At 37.4% G+C, this 21,605-nt stretch carries 24 protein-coding genes; all 24 read left to right on the top strand.

All coding sequences use genetic code 11. The annotated features are described in order from the left end of the window. Positions 1-6 precede the first annotated feature (6 nt). The 24 genes from fliG to QDN89_RS04835 all read left to right on the top strand — a co-directional run bounded on the left by fliG (position 7) and on the right by QDN89_RS04835 (position 21,537). On the top strand, positions 7-1,017 hold the full coding sequence (gene fliG, locus QDN89_RS04950) for a flagellar motor switch protein FliG (RefSeq protein WP_280768984.1): 1,011 nt from the start codon (positions 7-9) through the stop codon (positions 1,015-1,017). Continuing rightward, positions 1,010-1,816 carry a flagellar assembly protein FliH gene (gene fliH / locus QDN89_RS04945; protein WP_280768983.1) on the top strand — a complete coding sequence of 269 codons (807 nt, stop codon included), beginning with the start codon at positions 1,010-1,012 and terminating at the stop codon, positions 1,814-1,816. The genes fliG and fliH overlap by 8 nt, the downstream gene beginning before the upstream one ends. Beyond that, positions 1,806-3,125, top strand: a complete 1,320-nt coding sequence (gene fliI, locus QDN89_RS04940; protein ID WP_280768982.1) for a flagellar protein export ATPase FliI — start codon at positions 1,806-1,808, stop codon at positions 3,123-3,125. The genes fliH and fliI overlap by 11 nt, the downstream gene beginning before the upstream one ends. Then, positions 3,125-3,562, top strand: a complete 438-nt coding sequence (fliJ, locus tag QDN89_RS04935) for a flagellar export protein FliJ (RefSeq protein WP_280768981.1) — start codon at positions 3,125-3,127, stop codon at positions 3,560-3,562. Before fliI ends, fliJ begins: the two co-directional genes overlap by 1 nt. 14 nt (positions 3,563-3,576) lie before the next feature. Beyond that, positions 3,577-4,155 (top strand): MotE family protein, encoded by a 579-nt coding sequence (locus QDN89_RS04930; protein ID WP_280768980.1) that lies wholly within the window; start codon positions 3,577-3,579, stop codon positions 4,153-4,155. Positions 4,156-4,186: 31 nt separating this feature from the next. After that, the gene (locus QDN89_RS04925) at positions 4,187-5,473 is read left to right on the top strand and encodes a flagellar hook-length control protein FliK (protein ID WP_280768979.1); all 1,287 of its coding nucleotides are present in this window, start codon (positions 4,187-4,189) and stop codon (positions 5,471-5,473) included. A 14-nt stretch (positions 5,474-5,487) separates the two neighbouring features. Beyond that, a complete protein-coding gene (gene flgD / locus QDN89_RS04920) occupies positions 5,488-5,955 on the top strand; it encodes a flagellar hook assembly protein FlgD (protein ID WP_280768978.1) in 468 nt (155 codons plus the stop codon). Positions 5,956-5,977: 22 nt separating this feature from the next. Further along, a complete protein-coding gene (locus tag QDN89_RS04915) occupies positions 5,978-6,367 on the top strand; it encodes a TIGR02530 family flagellar biosynthesis protein (RefSeq protein ID WP_280768977.1) in 390 nt (129 codons plus the stop codon). Positions 6,368-6,454: 87 nt separating this feature from the next. After that, positions 6,455-7,306, top strand: coding sequence for a flagellar basal body rod protein FlgG (gene flgG, locus QDN89_RS04910; RefSeq protein WP_280768976.1), 852 nt, complete (start codon positions 6,455-6,457; stop codon positions 7,304-7,306). Positions 7,307-7,400: 94 nt separating this feature from the next. Next, positions 7,401-7,622 carry a flagellar FlbD family protein gene (locus tag QDN89_RS04905; protein WP_280768975.1) on the top strand — a complete coding sequence of 74 codons (222 nt, stop codon included), beginning with the start codon at positions 7,401-7,403 and terminating at the stop codon, positions 7,620-7,622. A 2-nt stretch (positions 7,623-7,624) separates the two neighbouring features. Beyond that, complete coding sequence (gene fliL / locus QDN89_RS04900) at positions 7,625-8,056, top strand: flagellar basal body-associated protein FliL (RefSeq protein WP_280768974.1); 432 nt, start codon at positions 7,625-7,627, stop codon at positions 8,054-8,056. Between the two features lie 31 nt (positions 8,057-8,087). Then, complete coding sequence (gene fliM / locus QDN89_RS04895) at positions 8,088-9,086, top strand: flagellar motor switch protein FliM (protein ID WP_280768973.1); 999 nt, start codon at positions 8,088-8,090, stop codon at positions 9,084-9,086. Then, on the top strand, positions 9,076-10,308 hold the full coding sequence (gene fliY / locus QDN89_RS04890) for a flagellar motor switch phosphatase FliY (protein ID WP_280768972.1): 1,233 nt from the start codon (positions 9,076-9,078) through the stop codon (positions 10,306-10,308). Before fliM ends, fliY begins: the two co-directional genes overlap by 11 nt. A gap of 34 nt (positions 10,309-10,342) precedes the next feature. Continuing rightward, complete coding sequence (locus QDN89_RS04885; RefSeq protein ID WP_280768971.1) at positions 10,343-10,702, top strand: response regulator; 360 nt, start codon at positions 10,343-10,345, stop codon at positions 10,700-10,702. A gap of 22 nt (positions 10,703-10,724) precedes the next feature. Next, positions 10,725-11,444 carry a flagellar biosynthetic protein FliO gene (locus QDN89_RS04880; protein ID WP_280768970.1) on the top strand — a complete coding sequence of 240 codons (720 nt, stop codon included), beginning with the start codon at positions 10,725-10,727 and terminating at the stop codon, positions 11,442-11,444. A gap of 8 nt (positions 11,445-11,452) precedes the next feature. Further along, on the top strand, positions 11,453-12,121 hold the full coding sequence (gene fliP, locus QDN89_RS04875) for a flagellar type III secretion system pore protein FliP (protein WP_425335376.1): 669 nt from the start codon (positions 11,453-11,455) through the stop codon (positions 12,119-12,121). Positions 12,122-12,133: 12 nt separating this feature from the next. Then, a complete protein-coding gene (fliQ, locus tag QDN89_RS04870) occupies positions 12,134-12,403 on the top strand; it encodes a flagellar biosynthesis protein FliQ (protein ID WP_280768968.1) in 270 nt (89 codons plus the stop codon). 4 nt (positions 12,404-12,407) lie between these two features. After that, positions 12,408-13,184, top strand: coding sequence for a flagellar biosynthetic protein FliR (fliR, locus tag QDN89_RS04865; protein ID WP_280768967.1), 777 nt, complete (start codon positions 12,408-12,410; stop codon positions 13,182-13,184). 3 nt (positions 13,185-13,187) lie between these two features. Then, positions 13,188-14,267 carry a flagellar biosynthesis protein FlhB gene (gene flhB / locus QDN89_RS04860; protein ID WP_280768966.1) on the top strand — a complete coding sequence of 360 codons (1,080 nt, stop codon included), beginning with the start codon at positions 13,188-13,190 and terminating at the stop codon, positions 14,265-14,267. Positions 14,268-14,309: 42 nt separating this feature from the next. Further along, positions 14,310-16,358, top strand: a complete 2,049-nt coding sequence (flhA, locus tag QDN89_RS04855) for a flagellar biosynthesis protein FlhA (RefSeq protein ID WP_280768965.1) — start codon at positions 14,310-14,312, stop codon at positions 16,356-16,358. Continuing rightward, positions 16,355-17,485 (top strand): flagellar biosynthesis GTPase FlhF, encoded by a 1,131-nt coding sequence (gene flhF, locus QDN89_RS04850; protein WP_280768964.1) that lies wholly within the window; start codon positions 16,355-16,357, stop codon positions 17,483-17,485. The genes flhA and flhF overlap by 4 nt, the downstream gene beginning before the upstream one ends. A 7-nt stretch (positions 17,486-17,492) precedes the next feature. Beyond that, positions 17,493-18,377, top strand: a complete 885-nt coding sequence (locus tag QDN89_RS04845) for a MinD/ParA family protein (protein WP_280768963.1) — start codon at positions 17,493-17,495, stop codon at positions 18,375-18,377. Positions 18,378-18,414: 37 nt separating this feature from the next. Next, entirely contained in the window at positions 18,415-19,494 is a 1,080-nt protein-coding gene (locus QDN89_RS04840; RefSeq protein WP_280768962.1) for a protein-glutamate methylesterase/protein-glutamine glutaminase, read from the top strand. 15 nt (positions 19,495-19,509) lie between these two features. Continuing rightward, the gene (locus QDN89_RS04835; RefSeq protein WP_280768961.1) at positions 19,510-21,537 is read left to right on the top strand and encodes a chemotaxis protein CheW; all 2,028 of its coding nucleotides are present in this window, start codon (positions 19,510-19,512) and stop codon (positions 21,535-21,537) included. Positions 21,538-21,605: the final 68 nt, after the last annotated feature.

Below are 21,605 nucleotides of genomic sequence, written 5' to 3'. Positions count from 1 at the left end.
AAGAGAGTGGCGAAACGAAAAAATCTCACTGGCAAACAAAAAGCCGCCATTTTATTAATCTCTTTAGGTCCAGATGTCTCGGCGCAAGTTTACAAACATTTATCTGAAGAAGAGATTGAAAAGCTCACATTAGAAATTGCTGGGGTTAAACGTGTAGAACAAGATACAAAAGAGGAAATCATTGATCAGTTTCACCAATTAGCTATTGCACAAGATTACATTACTCAAGGCGGAATAGGTTATGCGAAAAGTGTTCTAGAGAAAGCGTTAGGTTCTGATGAAGCAATGGAAATTATTAATCGTCTAACATCAACATTGCAAGTAAGACCTTTTGACTTTGCTAGAAAAACAGATGCCGCACAGATCTTTAATTTTATCCAAAATGAACATCCACAAACGATTGCACTCATCTTATCTTATTTAGATAGTGAGCAATCAGGCCAAATACTATCAGCTTTACCACAAGAGGTACAGGCAGATGTGGCAAAAAGGATCGCTATTATGGATAGCACATCACCTGAAATTGTAAATGAAGTAGAAAGTATATTAGAAAGAAAGTTATCGGCTACAGTCACTCAAGACTATACACAAGCGGGCGGTATAGAGTCAGTTGTTGAGGTTTTGAACAGCGTTGATAGAAGCACAGAAAGAACCATATTAGATGCGTTGGAAATTCAAGACCCTGAACTTGCAGAAGAAATCAAAAAGAGAATGTTTGTCTTTGAAGATATCGTTACATTGGACAACCGATCGATTCAACGAGTCATTCGAGACGTTGAAAACGAAGATTTACAATTATCACTGAAAGTAGCTAGTGATGAAGTAAAAGAGATTGTCTTTAATAACATGTCACAAAGAATGTCAGAAACATTTAAAGAAGAAATGGAATTTATGGGACCTGTCCGCTTACGTGATGTGGAAGAAGCACAAACGAGAATTGTTGCCGTTATTCGTCGATTAGAAGAATCGGGAGAAATCGTCATCGCACGCGGTGGAGGAGATGATATTATTGTCTAAGCTTATCAAATCTGCTTATGCCTCTCATTCTAGCGAAAGCGAAAAGACAATTAAACTTCGAACGGTCGAACAACCTATGAGACTAGAAGATTTAGCGGAAGTTGAGACAGAATCGAAAGACTATTCAGGTGTTGGAGTTCAATATAGAGAACGAGAACAAGCCGTCCATCACGAAAAAGAACAGCTAGAAAAGAGTAAGAAAGTTTTTCAAGATGAGATAAACGAATGGAAAATGGAGCAAGATCGTAAGAGAGAAGAGATGGAACAAGAAGCAGAACAGAGATTTAATCAAGCTGCGGAACAAGGATATAACCAAGGGTATCACGATGGATTGGATCAAGGGAAACAAGAATATACCTCGTCAATTAAATTAGCGAAGGACACCATCGCTCATTCAAAAGTTGATTATCATAACAAGTTAGATGAATCGACACCAGTGATGTTGGAGTTAGCGTTGAAGATAGCGAAGAAAATAGTTGGGGACACTCTAAAATCAGAAGAGGACGCTTGGTTAACCTTAGTGAAAGAAGCTGTCACTGAAATTCGCGAACAAGAAGAAGTGAAAATATATATACACCCATCTTGGTATGAGACAACATTGCAGCAGAAAAAGGAACTACAAAGCATTGCTCTACATACAAGAGAGTTACTTATTTTTCCGGATGATTCCTTGGATGACGGAGGATGTATCATTGAAACACCTTATGGACAAATTGACGCATCTGTTGATAGCCAACTAAGAGAAATGAAGCGAGTGTTATTTGAAAAGTTGAAAGAAGGAGAAGTCCATGGGCATTGATGAATTAATCTCTGAAGTTGATGATATTTCTCCTTACAAACACTATGGGAAAGTTTCGCAAGTAGTTGGATTAATGATTGAATCAAAAGGTCCACAAGCTTCTGTTGGTGATCTATGTAAGATTATTGTAGGGAAAAGAAATCGAAGGAAGATATTGGCGGAAGTAGTTGGATTTCGAGAGCAAAATGTATTGCTCATGCCTTTTGAACGAGTGGATGAAATTGCACCAGGTAGTTTAGTTGAAACGATGAACCATCCACTTCAAATCAAAGTCAGTTCTGCTTTAATTGGTACGATTGTTGATAGCTTAGGGAGACCTTTTGATGGAAGTGAAATACCTGGTGGTGCGCAATCGTTTTCTACAGATAATTCGCCACCAAACCCATTACAGAGACCAAGAATTCAAGAACCATTGAGCCTTGGAGTAAAAGCAATTGATGGTCTTTTCTCAGTCGGTAAAGGACAAAGGATGGGGATATTTGCCGGGAGTGGTGTTGGTAAAAGTACATTAATGGCAATGATTGCTAAAAACTCAGGGGCAGACTTGAATGTGATTGCACTAATTGGCGAGCGTGGCAGAGAAGTTAGAGATTTCGTGGAAAGAGATTTAGGATCTGAAGGGTTAAAAAATACGGTTGTTGTTGTAGCAACATCTGACCAACCCGCTTTAATGAGGATTAAAGGAGCAATGACTGCAACAGCCATTTGCGAGTATTTCCGCGACCAAGGTCTCAACGTGACGTTGATGATGGATTCTGTCACAAGAGTTGCCATGGCTCAACGAGAAATTGGACTAGCGGTAGGAGAACCACCTACTACAAAAGGGTACACTCCATCGGTTTTTGCGATGCTCCCCCGATTGCTCGAACGAAGTGGGATGAACGAATCAGGTTCCATTACCGCGTTTTATACAGTATTAGTAGATGGTGATGACATGAATGAGCCAATTGCTGATAGTGTTCGTGGAATATTGGATGGCCATCTTGTGTTAGACAGAAAATTAGCAAATAAAGGGCATTTCCCAGCAATCAATGTCTTAACTAGTATTAGCAGAGTTATGAATGATGTCGTCTCAGAAGATCACCGTGAAACGGCAGATTATATTCGGAACATGCTTGCAACATATCACGACTCGGAAGACTTAATTAACATCGGTGCGTATAAAAAAGGCTCGAATAAAGAAGTTGATGAGGCAATCAAGAAGTATCCAATAATTATGGCGTTTTTAAAGCAAAGTCTTAATGAATCAAATGATTTTTCGGAAAACGTTGAATCAATGATTCAATCGTTTGGTAAAGGAGGGCAATGATGAGCTTTCAATTTACATTGGAAAAGGTTCTCGAAGTGAAAGACTTTGAAAAATCTGATGCTGAACTTGCTTATACGGAAGCAGTAAAAAACTTTGAAGATGTAGCTACAAAACTTTATAACCTCTTGAAAAGAAAAGAAGAATTAATAGCTGCAAATGAAAAAAAGTTAGAAAAAGGATTAACGATTTCCGTGATTCAACTAAACGAAAAGACAATTGCCTATTTGCAAAAAGAGATTGACAGACTTCAATCAAATACACAAGATGCAAGGAAAAAAATGAACGAAAAAGAGCGCTATTTAACGTACAAGTCTATCGATTTGAGAAAATATGAAAAGATGAAAGAGATCAAACAACAACAATACACAGAAAATGAAAAACGAACGGAACAAAAGTTTCTAGATGAAGTTTCTGTTCAGCAATTTGTTCGGCGATGAAATCAGGTGAAGAAATGAGTAAAAACATCCAAAAAGAAAAAGGGCAAAGTAAATTTCAAATCTTTTTTATGGTGATTTTAATACCAGCAATTTTTGCAGTCATCTTAGCAGTCGTATTGCTATATTATCTTGGATTCAATGTTGGAGAGACTTTTCAACAAGCTGCAAGTATGTTGCCTTTCATAGAAGAACAGCAAGAAGAAGGGGACGAAGAAGCAGTCCAATTAACAGATGAAGAAAATATCGCTCAATTAGAACATGAAAATCAATCCTATATTCAACAAATACAGCAACTAGAAAATGAACTAGAAGAGAAAGACAGTGAATTAGAGAGTTTGCAAGAGCAATTGTTTGAGATAGATAGTGATGACATCTCTGGAGAAGAATCAGAAGAAGTGACAGCTGACATTAACGATATTGTGAAAACCTTAGAGGATATGACCGCTTCAAAGGCAGCAGATATTATTAGTGAACTTCCACAAGACGAAGCAGTAACATATTTAAGAATGATGCGAGTCACGAATAGGTCGAATATTTTAAGTCGAGTCGAACCTGAAACGGCAGCAGAACTATTAACTCAAATGTCTAACTAAGTTATTTAATTATTGAAGGGAGGTGAAAAAAATGAACGGAATGATGGCATTAATGCCAATGGTAAGCATGAGCAAAGCTCCTAGCGGAATGTCATTGACATCGGAAAGTGGAGATAAAGAAAGTGGATTTATGGAAGCGTTGATGATGATCATGGGTGGAAGCGATGGTGCTGATATTTCTAAAGATGAGCTGATAGACAAACTCGGATTAGATAGTGAGTGGGTAGCTCTATTACTAAATTCATCATTAGAAGAATTAGCTTCTACACTTGAAGAACCGTTAAAAGAATTAGTAGAAATTTTGGAACAGCTCCCATTAGACGAAAGTTTTCTTTCTGAAGATTTGTTTGAATTTGATGAGGTAAAACAACTATTAGAAGTGTTACCTGACGATTGGTCTCAAAAAATGGAGGAGTTAATTGTAAACAATACATCGCTCGAAGGGTTAATCGAAGAGTTTCAAATGAATGGAGACCCTGTTTATTTACTAGCTCTGATTGCTTCATTTTCTGCTAATGATCGAACGGATACTGATAAAAGTAACCTAGCATTTCAACAAATGATTCAACAGTATTTTCCGAAGTTTACTAATGAAGACAAACATCAACCTGTACGACAAACTCTAAAGCAATTAACAGAATTTATTTCAAAAGGGGAGCGTCATCTAGCAAGTGATGCGAGAGTATTACCACAAGGACAACAGTCATTTAATACAAATCGATTTGCAGAGTTGGCATATATGAATCAACTTGCTGGAGAAAAAGGCCAAACAAAAAATGCAAGTCCGTTACCTAATTCGATGATGCTTGATACGACAAATAGTCAAATGGCTAGATTTCAAACGATGGTTATGCCAACAACAGGAGATGCAGCACCGGAGCGCCCATCTCAAGAGCAATTTGTTCGTCAGTTTCAAAACATTCTTTCTAGAAGTACGTTTCAACAATTAATGAATGGTAATCAACAACTTAGCGTGAAACTTCACCCAGCATCTCTTGGGCGCATGGATATAACGATCCAACAAGTGAACGGCGTGATGATGGCAACGTTGATGACTACAACAAAAGTAGCAAGGGATTTAATCGAAGGACAATTAACGCAACTAAGAAATGCTTTTCAGTCGCAAAACATTCCAATTGATAAAATTGAAGTGACCCAGCAGCAAAATCAACAACAACTGCTAAAAGACTCTAATCATGAAGAAGCAAGGAAACAACACGAGAAAGGAACAAAAGGAGCAAATGTTCAAGAAGATGATGAGGAAGAAGAGCAAGACTTCGCTGACTTCTTAGAGAATACGATTAATACTGAAGCATAAAGGAGGTGCAACTTGTGCCGATAAATACTCAAGTAACGGAAAGCTTGTACCATGCTGAATATATGCAAAAACAGAAAGAAAAAAACGCAGGTAGTCAAGAGTTAGGGAAAGATGCGTTTTTAAAAATCTTGTTGACGCAATTGCAAAACCAAGATCCAATGAATCCAATGGAAGACCAGGAATTCATTGCACAGATGGCCCAATTTTCTAGCTTGGAGCAAATGACGAATATGAACGAAAATCTGCAAAAGTTTATGGACATGCAAAAAAGAAGTGATTTTGTATCCCATAGTGATCTAATTGGCAAGAAAGTTGAATGGGAGAAGGTTCTTTCAAAAGATGATCAAGGAAAACCTAAAGAAACAGAGAAACTTGACGGAATTGTTACATCCGTGGTTTTCAAAGATGGTCAAGCGAAACTTGTCATTGATGGCGATGAGAAAGTATCTGCAAAAGACCTCTTGTCTGTGACAAACCCATAATATAAAAGGTGAGGTGAGATACATGAGTCCTAAAATCATGCCCCATCACCTACAGCAGCCTTTACCAAAACCACCTGTTAAACGACCTGTCACGCAAAACAATGCGGAAAACAGTTTTCAAAACATGCTGGCTTCGAAGATAGATGAACAGCAAAAGTTGAAAATAAGCAAACACGCAGAACAGCGTTTAATGGATCGTGGGATTGAAGTGAGTGGGGATGTGTGGAATGAAATTCATTCCAAAGTGAAAGAAGCAAAACAAAAAGGGGTGCAAGATTCCCTTGTATTAACAAATGACGCCGCTTTTGTCGTTAGTGCAAAAAACGACACAGTGATTACAGCGATGGATCGTGAAGAAGCAGCATCACAGCTTTTCACAAACATCAATGGAGCGATTATTATCAATAAATAACACGGCTGGACCGAAAGGAAGCCACATGCTGCGGACCGAATGAAGCAGCAACTACTCTCAGCAAGAATTGAAAGGGGAACAAATAATATGATTCGTTCGTTATATTCAGGTATAGGTGGAATGAAAAATTTCCAAACAAAGCTAGATGTGATTGGTAACAACATTGCAAATGTCAATACATTTGGATATAAAAAAGGCCGCGCAACGTTTAATGATTTAGTAAGTCAACAAATGGCTGGTGCAAGTACAGCAACTGGGGAAAGAGGTGGAACGAACCCAATGCAAGTAGGACTTGGGGGAGGTACGTCGTCTATTGATACGATCTCAACTCAAGGTTCACTTCAATCTACTGGACGTGATTTAGATATTGCTATTTCGGGTGATGGTTATTTCGTTGTTGCAGATGGTGATGCAAATTACTACACAAGGGCAGGTAATTTCTACTTAGATGAAGCAGGTACCCTTGTTAATGCTGATGGTCTAAGAGTACAAGGTGTAGGAGATAGTTTTACAGGTGATATTGATGGTGGTGATTTAGAAGATTTAACTATTTTAGCTGGATCGATAGACCCGGACAGTGGAGCCACATTAGAGAGTTTTAATATTTCTCAATCAGGTGAAATAAATGGTGTTTACTCTGATGGGGAAACACGTGTTTTAGGCCAAATTGCGATGGCAAACTTTTCTAACCCTGGTGGCTTAAGTAAAGTGGGGAATAACACTTATGAGTTATCAAATAACTCAGGCCCAGCTGAATTAGGCTCTTCAGGTACTGGTGGTCGCGGTGGAATGGTAGGTTCCGCATTAGAAATGTCGAACGTCGACCTTTCAGAGGAATTTGCTGAGATGATTGTTTCCCAGCGTGGTTTCCAAGCTAACACGAGAATGATCACAACGTCAGATGAAATCTTGCAAGAGCTTGTCAACTTGAAACGATAGACTGGCTTGGCTTAGCGTTGAATAACGCTAAGCCAGACCCATTTTAGATACGGAGGAGGAAGAGTCACGCTTATAAAAGTGGTGCTCGCAAAAAATGGTGACATTAACTCGCTTGAATAACCAAACGTTTACATTGAATGCAATATATATAGAGCAAATTCAATCATTTCCTGATACGACGGTCACGTTAACAAATGGCAAGATGATCGTTGTGAAGGAAACGGAACAAGAACTAACTGATAAGATTGAGCATTTTTACAAGCGCATTGGGTTAACTCCTCTTATTTCGAAACAATTTGAACAAGAGGAGGGATAACCGTGTTTCAAAATCGACTAATCAACATTATGCTGATTATTCTCGTTGCTTTAACGCTCATTGGAGTAATAGCTTTGGTGTTATATACACAAGTATTTCAAGAAGCGGAAGCAGAAGGGGAACCAACAATCGATCAAGTTTTAGAACGCTCAGTAGAGACGGAAGAAATTACGACGAATTTATTGTCCAATCATATTATCCGTTCTCAATTTGTATTCCAATTAGAAAATGAAGGTGCGAAACAAGAACTAGAAAAGCGAAATTTCCAAATAGAAAATATAATCATTCAACAACTTTCGGATATGCGAGACGCAGATTTTCAAGGGTCTGAAGGGATAAAAGAGCTTGAAGGTCGTATAAGAAGCGAAGTGAATCAGATTATGCAAGAAGGGCAAGTTGTGCAAGTTTATATGAACCAGAGGGTCATTCAATAATAATGTTACATAGAAAGAGAGGTGAGGTTAGATGGCAGATGTTCTGTCACAAGGTGAAATTGATGCGCTCTTGTCGGCAATTTCTACTGGAGAGATGGACGCAGAAGAGCTAAAAAAAGAAGAGACAGAGAAAAAAGTTCGATCTTATGATTTCAAACGAGCGCTTCGTTTTTCTAAAGATCAAGTTCGAAGTTTAACGAGGATTCATGAGAATTTCGCACGTTTATTAACGACACAACTCTCGGCTCAACTGCGCACGTTTGTTCAAATCAGCGTGGCCTCAGTGGATCAATTACCTTATGATGAATTTATTCGGTCTGTGCCGAAAATGACCATCTTAAATGTATTCGAACCTTATCCTTTAGACGGTAGGTTTGTCATGGAAGTGAATCCTAATATTGCCTATGCCATGCTCGATCGGATGTTAGGTGGTCAAGGTGAAGCGTATAATAAAGTTGAAAATTTAACAGAAATTGAAACAAAAATCATGTCTCAACTATTTCAACGAACATTAGAAACATTTCGAGAAGCTTGGTTATCGGTGGAAGAATTAGATCCTGTCATGGATGACATGGAAGTAAACCCGCAATTTCTTCAACTAGTATCTCCAAATGAAACGGTTGTAGTCATTTCATTTTCAACGATGATTGGTGAAACATCCGGAATGATTAATATTTGTTTACCACATGTGGTGATCGAGTCAATCTTACCTAAGTTATCCGTTCATTTGTGGATGCAAGCAAAAAAGAAAGACCTTCAACCTGGTGAGCTTCATTCACTAGAAAGTAATATTAAAAAAGCCCCACTCGAGTTAACGGTGGAGTTAGGCAAGTCAGTCATTACGATTGAGGAACTTTTGAATTTAGGTAATGACGATATCATTGAATTAGATCAGTTAATTGAAGAGTCGCTCTTGCTTCGGATTGGTGATGAACCAAAATACAAAGTTCAACCAGGTAAAATGAAGAACAATGTAGCAGCTCAAATTACGGATATTATAGAAGAGGAGGGGAAGATGGATGAACGATGATATGCTCTCACAAGATGAAATTAATGCTTTATTAAATGGAATGGATCAAGGGGATGATTCCGAAGAAAATGATACGAGTGAAGGCGGTTTACAAATAGAAAACTATCTTTCCGGTATTGAACAAGATGCACTTGGTGAAATTGGGAATATTTCGTTTGGTAGTTCTGCTACTGCATTATCAACATTGTTAAATCAAAAGGTGGATATTACAACCCCAAAAGTATCTATCGTTAGTAAGGAAGAATTAGATAAAGAATTTCCAAAACCACATGTTGCGATTTCGGTAGAATATACGGCTGGATTTCAAGGGTTAAATCTACTCGTTATTAAAACAAAAGATGCAGCAATTATTGCTGATCTCATGTTAGGCAACGATGGGAAAAATGCGTCAGAAAATTTAGGGGAAATGGAAATAAGTGCTGTTCAAGAAGCAATGAATCAAATGATGGGTTCTGCTTCCACTTCTATGTCAACAATTTTCAATAAAAAAGTGGATATTTCACCGCCAGGAATAGATCTTTTGGATCTACCAGATAATCCAAACCGAGTGAAGCTACCTGAAGAAGACGTTTTAGTAAAAATTTCGTTTGATTTAAAAATTGGCGACTTAATTGATTCAAGAATCATGCAATTAGTTACAGTGTCATTTGCAAAAGACATGGTAGAGCAATTAATGAATCCTGAAAAATCAGAAGAACATGCAGACCAAGATCAATCAGTTCAAAGTCATTCAGAGTCAGCAGCGACGCTAGAGGAAACAATTGAAAAAACACCACCGCCAGCTCAAGCCTATAGTGAACCTGCTCAACCTTATAGGCAAGATACCCAAGGACCGTTTCGTGAAGAAGCTAGGTCAGAACCACAACATTTGTCCTCGGGACCGAGGTATGCAGAGCGTTCTGCAAATGTTCAACCAGCGGCATTTTCTAATTTTGAAGCACCGTCATTGAGCGGTAACGAAGCGAAAAACTTGGACATGTTAATGGATATTCCATTAGAAGTGACGGTGGAATTAGGAAGAACGAAACGATCGATTAAAGAAATTTTAGAATTAGCACCTGGTTCTATTGTAGAACTAGATAAATTGGCCGGAGAGCCAGTAGATATTTTGGTTAACCACCGCCTTATTGCTAAAGGAGAAGTGGTTGTCATCGATGAAAACTTTGGTGTCCGTGTGACAGACATCGTTAGTCAGAAAGAACGACTTCATAATTTACGTTAAACGAATAGTGATGAATTCAAGGGGGATATGAGTAATGACAAAGGTACTTATAGTAGATGATGCAGCATTTATGAGAATGATGATAAAGGATATTTTAGTTAAAAATGATTTTGAAGTGATTGCAGAAGCAGGGGATGGTTCTCAAGCAGTGGACTTATACAAAGAACATTCACCTGATCTCGTAACGATGGATATTACGATGCCAGAGATGGACGGAATAACGTCATTAAAAGAAATTAAGAAACACGATCCAAATGCTAAAGTCATCATGTGTTCTGCTATGGGGCAGCAAGCGATGGTTATCGATGCGATTCAAGCCGGAGCAAAAGACTTTATTGTGAAACCTTTCCAAGCTGAGAGAGTGTTAGAAGCAATTAATAAAACTTTAGGCTAATGGCTCCAGAGGAGTGACAAGATTGATAGATATAAGACGATTATTCATTATTCTCCTTTTTCTGTCGGTATTCGTTTCCAATGAAGCATACGCCAACGATTTTGGAGAGGGAAACCGTAATGTAAATCAAATTCTTGATTCGGTTGAGAATGATTCTGATGAAGATAATGATGTTCCATTACAAGATACAAACGAAGCAGAGGAAGACTACAACCCAACGGAAGATACAGAGGAAAATAAGAATCAAGAAGAAGATGATGATTCGGAATTAGGACCAGCGCAAAATCAAAACTTATTGTTTCTTATTTTTCAAATGTTTTTAGGGTTAGGGGCTGTATTGTTTGTTATTTATTTCTTATTGAAATTTATCAACAAACGAGCTCAGAACTTCAATAGCCATTCAACGGTGCAAAATATCGGTGGGGCAGGTGTTGGTTCAAATAAGTCAGTTCAAGTTATCCGCGTTGGGAAACGTGTATTAGTTGTTGGGGTGGGAGATAGTGTACAACTGTTAAAAGAGATTGAAGATCCAAATGAAATTGAAGAAATGATAGAATCCACTCAACAAGAAGACTTCTTTGATCAACCGATTTCAAAGGTAACCGGATGGTTGCAAAAGAAAAAATCGGATAAAAATAGTAACTCAAATGAGCTTGCGTTTCGAAGTTTACTTGATAATGAAATGAAAGATGTAAAGAAATCTCAGAATAAGATCCATTCTGCATTAGAGGAGAAAGATTAATGATTGCAATGATTGAAATTCCAGCCTTAGATATCTTTAGTGAAAGTCCTGAGAATTTAACAGCAACCATTCAGTTATTAATCTTGTTGACGGTCCTTTCACTAGCACCTGCAATTTTAATACTTATGACGAGTTTTACTAGAATCATCATCGTTTTATCTTTTGTGAGATCAGGACTAGCAACGCAGCAGATGCCGCCGAATCAAGTGTTAATAGGCCTAGCCTTATTTTTAACATTCTTTATTATGGCGCCAGTTTTTTCTGAAGTGAATGAAAATGCACTTCAACCTTTATTTGATGGGGAAATTACACAAGAAGAAGCATTCGATTCAGCTGCTTCACCAATGAAGGAATTTATGGCTGAACATACAAGGGAAAAAGATTTAGCCCTCTTTATGGGGTATGCCGGTCAAGAAAGACCCGAGACGTTAGATGATATACCGTTAACGTCGTTAGTTCCAGCCTTTGCTATAAGTGAACTAAAAACTGCTTTTCAGATAGGATTTATGATTTTTGTTCCGTTTCTAGTTATCGATATGGTTGTAGCCAGTGTATTAATGTCCATGGGGATGATGATGTTGCCTCCTGTGATGATCGCACTGCCTTTTAAAGTGTTGCTTTTTGTCATGGTAGATGGATGGCATCTCGTTGTTCGTTCATTATTATTTAGTTTTTAGAGGAGGATCCTTATGAGTCCTGAAATGGTTATATCGTGGGCGGAGCAAGGGGTATTTACAGTATTATTGGTTGCAGGGCCATTGCTTATTACCGCTTTAGGAATAGGGTTATCGGTAAGTATATTTCAGGCAACGACACAAATTCAAGAACAAACGTTAGCGTTTATTCCAAAGATTGCCGGAGTGTTAGTAGCTCTTGTTATTTTTGGTCCGTGGATGCTAACCCAAGTGATCACGCTTGCCGAAGAAATATTTAGTAATTTACACAACTTTGTAGGTTGATAGTATGCTAGAGATTTTTGAATGGTTTCCTGCTTATTTGCTTATTCTTGTTCGAATCAGTTCCTTTTTGTTAACGATGCCGTTCTTTTCTTATCAAAATATTCCTTCTCAAATGAAAATAGGAATTGCGGTATTTATGTCATGGATCATCTTTTTCACAGAGGACTGGCCTGTATTTGAAATTAATTATGAATTTTTTCTATTGATAATTAAGGAAGCCCTTGTTGGATTATCAGTTGGTCTCATTGCGACGATTCTCTTGTACGCGATTCAAGTAGCGGGTGGTCTGATAGATTTAAAACTAGGGTTTATGATAGCGAACGTCATTGATCCACAAACAGGGGCCCAATCGCCTTTGATAGGGAGTTATTTATATACGTTCTCTCTATTATTTATTTTAGCAACCGATGCTCATCATCTTTTAATTGACGGTGTTTTTTATAGCTATCAGTTTGTACCGATAGATCAGCTTTTTTTACCATTTGGGGACATACTCGTCATTGAGCATGTCATTTCGAGTTTTAATACGATGTTTATCATTGCGTTTCAAATGTCGATGCCGATCGTTGGTTCCATATTTCTAGTAGATGTAGCATTAGGTATGGTTGCTAGAACTGTTCCGCAAGTCAATGTTTTTGTCGTTGGTTTGCCATTAAAGATATTTTTAGGTTTTATTATGTTGTTTTTAACAATGGCACCATTTTTTATTTTAGTCGAGCATCTCGTTGAAACGATGACGTTAACGATGCGGACGTTAATGGAGTTATATGGAAGGGTGTAAAGGATGTATTTATCCCTTGATCTACAATATTTCGCTCAAGAAAAAACGGAAAAAGCAACGCCAAAAAAACGTAAAGAATCAAGAGATAAAGGACAAGTAGCCAAAAGTTCTGACGTAAACACAGCTTTTATCCTTTTGTTTGTATTTTTGTTTTTTATGTTTATTGGTTCTTATATGGTCGAGCAAATGTTCACCATGGCACAATTCACGTTTACGGATTATTTATTATTAAACTTATCCGATGAAAATGTTCATTCCCTACTCGTTGAATTTGTGTATCAATTAGCTATTACAGTTGCACCGATGATGCTTGTGACAATATTAGCTGCTTTTTTCAGTAATTATTTACAAGTTGGTTTTCTATTTGCACCTGAAGCGATAAAAATCAAACTAAGTAAAATCGATCCTATCAAAGGTTTTAAGCGGATATTCTCCATAAGAGCACTGGTTGAGTTTCTTAAATCAATGTTGAAAATACTTTTAGTTGGTTTGGTTACCGGTGGGGTTATGTGGTTTTTCATGGAGGATCTATTAAAACTAGGTTTATTCTCAATAGAAGATGGGATGGGGTTGATAGGTAACTTGATCGTTCTCATGGGATTAGCTGTTGCTTTACTCCTCGTATTTTTATCTATATTAGATTATATGTATCAAAAATACGATCACGAAAAAAACATTAAAATGTCAAAGCAAGATGTTAAAGATGAATACAAAAAAACAGAGGGTGACCCTCTAATTAAATCAAAAATTAAAGAAAAGCAGCGGCAAATGGCAATGAGTCGAATGATGCAAGAAGTACCAAAAGCAGATGTGGTCATCACAAATCCAACACACTATGCTATTGCTTTAAAGTATGATGATTCAAACATGGATGCTCCTGTCATTATCGCCAAAGGGGTAGACTTTATCGCTTTGAAAGTGATTAACGTGGCCAAAAATAACGAAGTAATGACGGTGGAAAATCGTCCTTTGGCTAGAGCCTTATATGCTCAGGCAGAAATTGGAGATCAAGTGCCAGAAGATTTATTTAAGGCTGTAGCGGAAGTTTTAGCTTATGTATATCGGATTCAAAGGAAAATATAATTTGTTTCGAGCTGTCTTACTAGTAAAAGGAGAGAAGCGCAAATGCCATTAAAAGATTTTAGCATATTATTAACAGTCATCTTAATCGTCATTATGTTAATTATCCCGTTACCAACAGGGATGATAGACTTTTTGATTATTATCAATATATCATTTGCGCTGTTAATTATTTTAGTCTCGATGAATACGAGGGAACCTTTACAGTTCTCCATTTTTCCAACATTACTCTTACTCGTTACGTTATTTCGTTTAGGTTTAAACGTTTCGACAACTCGAGCGATTCTAGGTAACCAAGGGGACGCAGGTAACGTTATTGAAACGTTTGGTCAATTTGTTGTTGGAGGAAACGCACTAGTTGGTTTTGTTGTGTTTGTTATTTTAGTTGTTATTCAGTTTGTCGTTATCACAAAAGGTGCCGAACGTGTATCGGAAGTTGGAGCTCGTTTTACGTTAGATGCGATGCCTGGTAAGCAAATGAGTATTGATGCTGATTTAAATGCCGGCATGATTTCTGACATTGAAGCACGTGAAAGAAGAAAGAAAATTGAACAAGAAGCGGACTTTTACGGGTCGATGGATGGTGCCAGTAAGTTCGTTAAAGGGGATGCCATTGCCGGTATTGTTATCGTTATTATTAATATTATTTTTGGTTTAGTTATTGGTATGCTCCAAGAAGGTCTACCTGTAGCTGAAGCTGCTAATAAATACACCCTATTAACAGTAGGGGACGGGCTTGTCAGTCAAATTCCAGCCCTTCTTATTGCAACAGCAACAGGTATTGTTGTTACCCGTGCATCATCAGAGGGGAACTTAGGTCATGACATTACTAAACAATTATTTGCTTACCCTAAAATGCTTTATGTAGCAGGTGGAACGATTGCTGCATTAGGTATTTTCACACCAATTGATCCTTTTGTTACCACGTCTGTTGCAGTCGTCCTAGGTATCGGTGGATTTGTGATCGGTAGAAATGAACAAAAAGTTCTCGACTTGGAAGAACAACAAGAAGAGCAAGCAGCAGGTAGCGAGGAAGAAGATATTAAATCACCTGAAAGTGTCGTAAATCTATTACAAGTTGACCCGATTGAATTTGAGTTTGGTTACGGTCTAATCCCACTAGCTGATGCAAATCAGGGTGGAGACCTTCTCGATAGAGTCGTGATGATAAGAAGACAGTTGGCCATAGAGATGGGGATGGTAGTTCCAGTTATTCGAATTCGTGACAACATTCAACTGCAACCAAATGAGTATTCGATAAAAATCAAAGGTAATGAAGTAGCAAAGGGAGAATTGCTTCTCGATCATTTCATGGCCATGAGTCCGGGTGTAGAAGATGAAAGCATCATTGGAATAGAAACAGTAGAACCGGCATTCGGTTTACCAGCCCTTTGGATTTCAGAGGAACTAAAAGAACAAGCAGAACTTTCAGGTTACACGGTTGTGGATCCACCATCTGTTGTTTCCACACACCTTACGGAAGTAATCAAACGTCATGCTCATGAATTAATAGGTAGACAAGAAACAAAACAGTTGATAGATCACTTAAATGAAACGTACCCAACATTAGTGGAAGATGTGACACCTAATCCATTGTCTACTGGAGACATCCAAAAGGTACTTAGTAATCTATTAAACGAGAAAATTTCGATTAGAAATTTACCTGTTATATTTGAAACGCTTGCTGATTACGGTCAAATGACCAAAGATACAGATTTAATTACTGAATACGTTCGTCAAGCACTCTCACGACAAATTTCAAAACAGTATGCCGTGGACGGGGAACCGTTGTTTGTTATTACCGTCAGTGGATCTGTGGAGAAAATCGTAGCTGATTCTATTCAACAGACGGAGCATGGAGCATTTCTTAATTTAGACCCTAATACAACACAATCGATCATTGAATCCATGATGGGAGAAGTAGAAAAGATGCAAGAGACAGGACAAATGCCAATTTTCCTTTGCTCACCAGCAGTACGAATGTATATTCGTCATTTAATTGACAGATATATTCCTCAAGTTCCAGTTTTATCCTATAATGAACTTGAACCACATATAGAAGTGCAAAGCGTTGGGGTGGTGAATGGTCAATGAAAGTGAAAAAGTATTTAGCAAAAGATATGTCAGAAGCGATGACAAAAATACGAACGGAACTAGGACAAGAGGCGGTTATTCTCAATTCGAAGCGTGTGGAAACTGGTGGATTTCTTGGGATGTTTACGAAGAAAAGTATTGAAGTAATTGCTGCTATTGATCCAGAACTAAGTCTGCAGCGACCAAAAAAGGAAGCCCCAGCATCTGTTATTGCAAAAACACCAAGCAAACCAAAAGCAACAAACAATGAAGATACAGTTAAGTTGTCGAATGATATAAAGGAATTGAAATCGATCGTAAAAGGAATGCAGCAAAGTACTTCATTTGGAGGAGATGATTACCCAAGTTCTTTAGAAGTGTTTAACGGAATCCTATTAGATCAAGAATTATCAGATTCTTACCGAATGAAAGTGATGAAAGAACTATTGAAACGTTGGTATAAAGAAGAAGGGGAAAAACAAGGGGCGCGTCAAATAGAAAAGTGGGTCAAAGACGAAACGAGTCAACTTTTAAACAACTATGATTTCGGACGTTTTAACTATGAGAAGAAATACTTGAATGTTGTAGGTCCTACTGGAGTTGGAAAAACAACGACGATCGCAAAGATTGCTGCGAAAGCCGTTCTAGAAGATCATAAAAAAGTAGCTTTTATTACGACTGACACGTTTCGAATTGCTGCGATTGAACAACTTAAAACGTATGCAAAAATTTTAGATGTACCAGTTAAGGTTGCCTATTCTATCAAAGATTTTAAAGAAGCACTGGATGACTTAAAGGATTACGATTTTGTTTTAGTTGATTCAGCAGGTAGAAACTTTCGAAACCCTCTTTATGTAAAACAGTTAAACGAAGTAATTGATTTTAATGAACAGATGGAAACTCATTTAGTGTTAGCTGTGACATCTAAATATAGAGATATGAAAAAGATCATTGAACAATTCCAGTTAATCGATATAAATAAGCTTATCTTCACTAAGTTAGATGAAACGGATTCTATAGGAGCAATGGTCAATGTCATGTTGGACTTCGATATAGGTGGTAGTTACATTGCTACCGGTCAAAATGTTCCAGATGACATAGAAGAAGCTTCCCCTGAAAAAATAACGGAGCGGTTATTAAGGAGATGAATGTCTTTTGAATGATCAAGCAGATGCTTTGCGAAACAAAATGACTTCAGCAAAGTCGTCATCTGCAAAGCGGGACAAGATGGATACAAAAATCATCTCTGTCGTCAGTGGAAAAGGTGGCGTCGGTAAATCTAACTTTGTTGTAAATTTTTCGTTAGCTCTTCAGAGAAATCATAAAAGAGTATTAATTATTGATTTAGACATCGGCATGGCAAATATTGATATATTATTAGGTCAAAGCTCTTCCTATTCTATTGTGGATATGATTGAAAGAGAAATGTCTATATGGTCTGTCATAGAAAAAGGACCTTTAGGGTTATCGTATATTGCAGGTGGAAGTGGTCTTTCTCAAATATTTGAAATGAATAGGGAAAAGGCTAATTTTTTTTATCGGCAAATAGAATCTTTAGAAAATGAGTTTGATTATATTTTCTTTGACATGGGAGCTGGGGTGACGAATAGTAGTTTTCATTTTTTATTATCGTCTCATGAAGTCTTTTTAATTACGACCCCTGAGCCAACATCTGTGACTGATGCATATGGAATGATAAAATATATCGATTTAAAAGATCGAAACTTACCAATTTCGATGATTGTTAATCGTGCCCATTCAAAAAAAGATGGAGAACATACGTCACAAAATGTCTTAAACGTAGCGAAACGGTTTCTAAATAAACAAATTCACCTATTAGCAACGCTACCAGATGATGAAATCGTTTGGAAAGCGGTTCGCGCCCAACAGCCTTTTATTTTATATTCACCTAAATCAAAACCAGCAAATGCAATCGAAAAAGCAGTTAAAAATTACCTAAATGAAGCGGACACACCTTTGTATAATGAAAAAACGATTCACTCATTTATCTCTAAATTAAAAGGATTTATTCGTCAGTAGGTTGTTACTTAGACATAATATAAAGGAGGTGGATAAGATGGTTAATGTACTAGTAGTAGATGATTCGGCCTTTATGAGAAAAATGCTGTCAGAAATGTTAGAGAAAGATGATAATATTACCGTTGTCGATAAAGCCCGAAACGGAAAAGATGCTATAGAGAAAGTGAAAAAACACGATCCTGATGTGGTTACAATGGATGTTGAAATGCCAATCATGTCAGGTCTAGAAGCGTTAAAACAAATTATGTCGGAACACCCTAAACCTGTAATTATGGTGTCGAGTGTGACAAAAATCGGGACAGAGACAACCATTAAAGCAATGGAATATGGTGCCTTTGATTTTATTTCTAAACCATCTGGTTCCATCTCGTTAGATATACATAAAGTAGAAGCAGATATTATCGAAAAAGTTCTGCATGCCTCAACCGTATCAGTAAAGAATTTACAAAATCATTCGTTGTTAGAAAAGAAAACCTTACCACTAAGAGTAATAAAACAAGAAACGAATGTAACGATGAGAGATAATAAACACGCTTCAAGAAATGGTATTTCAAAAGTTGTATTAATAGGAACCTCGACTGGAGGACCAAAAGCACTTCAACAAGTTTTACCCTATCTTCCAGAAAATTTTCCTCATCCAATCTTAATTGTGCAACACATGCCAAAGGGATTCACTAAATCGTTGAGTGAACGATTGAATTCTCTTTCCCAAATTACAGTGAAAGAAGCAGAAAATGGCGAAGTTCTAAAAAAAGGTGTTGCCTATATCGCTCCAGGAGGATACCATTTAAAAGTAAGGACTATCGGGACTTCAGTCGCGGTTCAATTAGATCAATCACCGTTAGTGAATGGTCATCGACCTGCAGTTGATGTATTATTTAGATCATTTGATTCGGTTCATATTGATCAATTTATTAGTGTTATTTTAACTGGAATGGGATCAGATGGAACAAAAGGACTGGTACATTTGAAGAAGTCCAAACAGGTGATTGCGATAGCGGAATCAAAAACTAGCTCAGTTGTTTTTGGGATGCCTAGAGCAGCAATAGAAACGAGTTTAGTAGATGAAGTTGTGAATTTAAAAGAAGTCGCAGCAACAATTGTGAAGTATTGTTAATTAGGAGGGGTCTATTTGGAAAAAAATCAGTATTTAGAGATGTTTATTGATGAAAGTACGGAACATCTTCAAGCGATGAACGATCATTTACTAAAGTTAGAAACGACACCGGATGATTTTTCGATCATTAATGAAGTGTTCCGTTCAGCGCACACGTTAAAAGGAATGTCAGCAACGATGGGATATGAAGATTTGGCAAGTTTAACACACCAAATGGAAAATGTGTTGGATGCCATTAGAAATGACAAGCTAACGGCGTCGAGCGAATTATTAGACGTGGTATTTGAAGCAGTAGATGATCTGGAAGCAATGGTCAATGATATTGCTGAAGGTGGCGAAGGAAAAAGAGATGTTCAACTCGTCGTAGCAAAATTAGTGAAATTAGAAAAAGGCGAAGGCGTTGATGAGGTTGCTGCAACGAAGGAACTAGAAAAAATCGATGGGAACGAAGCTCACGTTTATGATGATTTTGAGTTAACTGTCTTAACTCAATCAAAAGAGCAAGGTTTTTATGCTTATCAATTGGATATCTCGTTAAGGGAAGATGTTATTTTAAAAGCTGCTCGCGTGTTCATGGTCTTTGAAGTTCTTGAGCAAGTTGGTGAGGTAATTAAATCCACTCCAACGGTCGACCAATTAGAAGAAGAAAATTTCGATCTAACATTTTCCGTCACGATTGTTACAAAAGAGACAGAACAGGACGTTCATGCTCGAGTGATGAAAGTGTCGGAAATAGACCAAATAAACATTACTACAATTAACACGGATGAACAAAAATATGTGCAAGAGAATTCATCAAATAATGAAGAGAAAAACACCGAGAAGGATAAAGAAACATCCTCAACAGAAGTAAATAACGACAAACAAGTACATGAGGAAAAAGTCACTCCATCAGCGAATAAAACGATTCGAGTAAATATTGAACGTCTAGACAGTTTGATGAATTTATTCGAAGAATTAGTCATTGACAGAGGAAGACTTGAACAAATTTCTAAGGATTTAAAAAGTAGCGAGTTGACGGAAACTGTGGAACATATGTCGCGAATTTCTGGTGATTTACAAAACATCATATTAAATATGCGGATGGTACCTGTAGAGCAAGTATTTAATCGTTTTCCGAGAATGGTTCGAGGATTGGCGAAAGATTTAAATAAAAAAGTGAACCTTGACATTATTGGTGCAGAAACAGAGTTGGATCGAACAGTTATTGATGAAATTGGCGACCCTCTTGTTCATTTATTAAGAAATTCAATGGATCACGGAGTAGAGACACCGGAAAATCGTTTGAAAATAGGCAAGCCAGAAGAAAGCAATATCACATTAAAGGCATACCATAGCGGGAATCATGTATTTATAGAAGTTTCCGACGATGGCGCTGGAATTAACCGTGAAAAGGTGTTACAAAAAGCGGTAAGTAGTGGGGTCGTATCAGAAGAGAATGGAACAAGCCTAACTGACAAACAAGTTTATGAGCTACTGTTCTCAAGTGGTTTAAGTACAGCAGACGAAATATCCGATGTTTCCGGTCGTGGCGTTGGACTGGATGTTGTGAAAAATAAGATTGAATCATTGGGTGGGAATGTTTCGGTTAATTCGACTCCGAATGAAGGAACGATATTTTCGATCCAACTACCATTAACCCTTTCTATTATTTCCGTCATGCTTGTTGAAGTTCAAGCTGAAATTTATGCTGTGCCATTATCGTCAATTATTGAAACGGCTATTATAAAAAAAGAAGATATCATGGCTGCTCACAACCAAAAAGTGATTGACTTTAGAGGAAGTGTCGTCCCATTACTCAACTTAACTGACTTCTTTGATGTTCCAACAACAAAAGAAGAGGATGAGTACTTATCGATTGTTATTGTCCGTAAAGGAGAGAAAATGGCAGCTTTGGTTGTTAATTCATTTATTGGACAACAAGAAATTGTTTTAAAATCATTAGGAAAGTACTTAACGAATGCCTTTGCTATTTCGGGTGCTACCATTCTCGGAAATGGACAAGTTGCTTTAATCATCGATTGTAATGCATTAATTAAGTAGTTTCGACAAATGCCATCTTAACGATGACATAAAAGATAAGTTTAGAAAACGTTAATCTAAAATGCACA

It is taken from the genome of Salipaludibacillus daqingensis (genome assembly GCF_029891575.1).
Taxonomy (GTDB): Bacteria; Bacillota; Bacilli; order Bacillales; family Salisediminibacteriaceae; genus Salipaludibacillus; species Salipaludibacillus daqingensis.
Note: the sequence above shows the minus strand (reverse complement) of the source record. Positions and strands in the feature narration are given on the sequence as shown.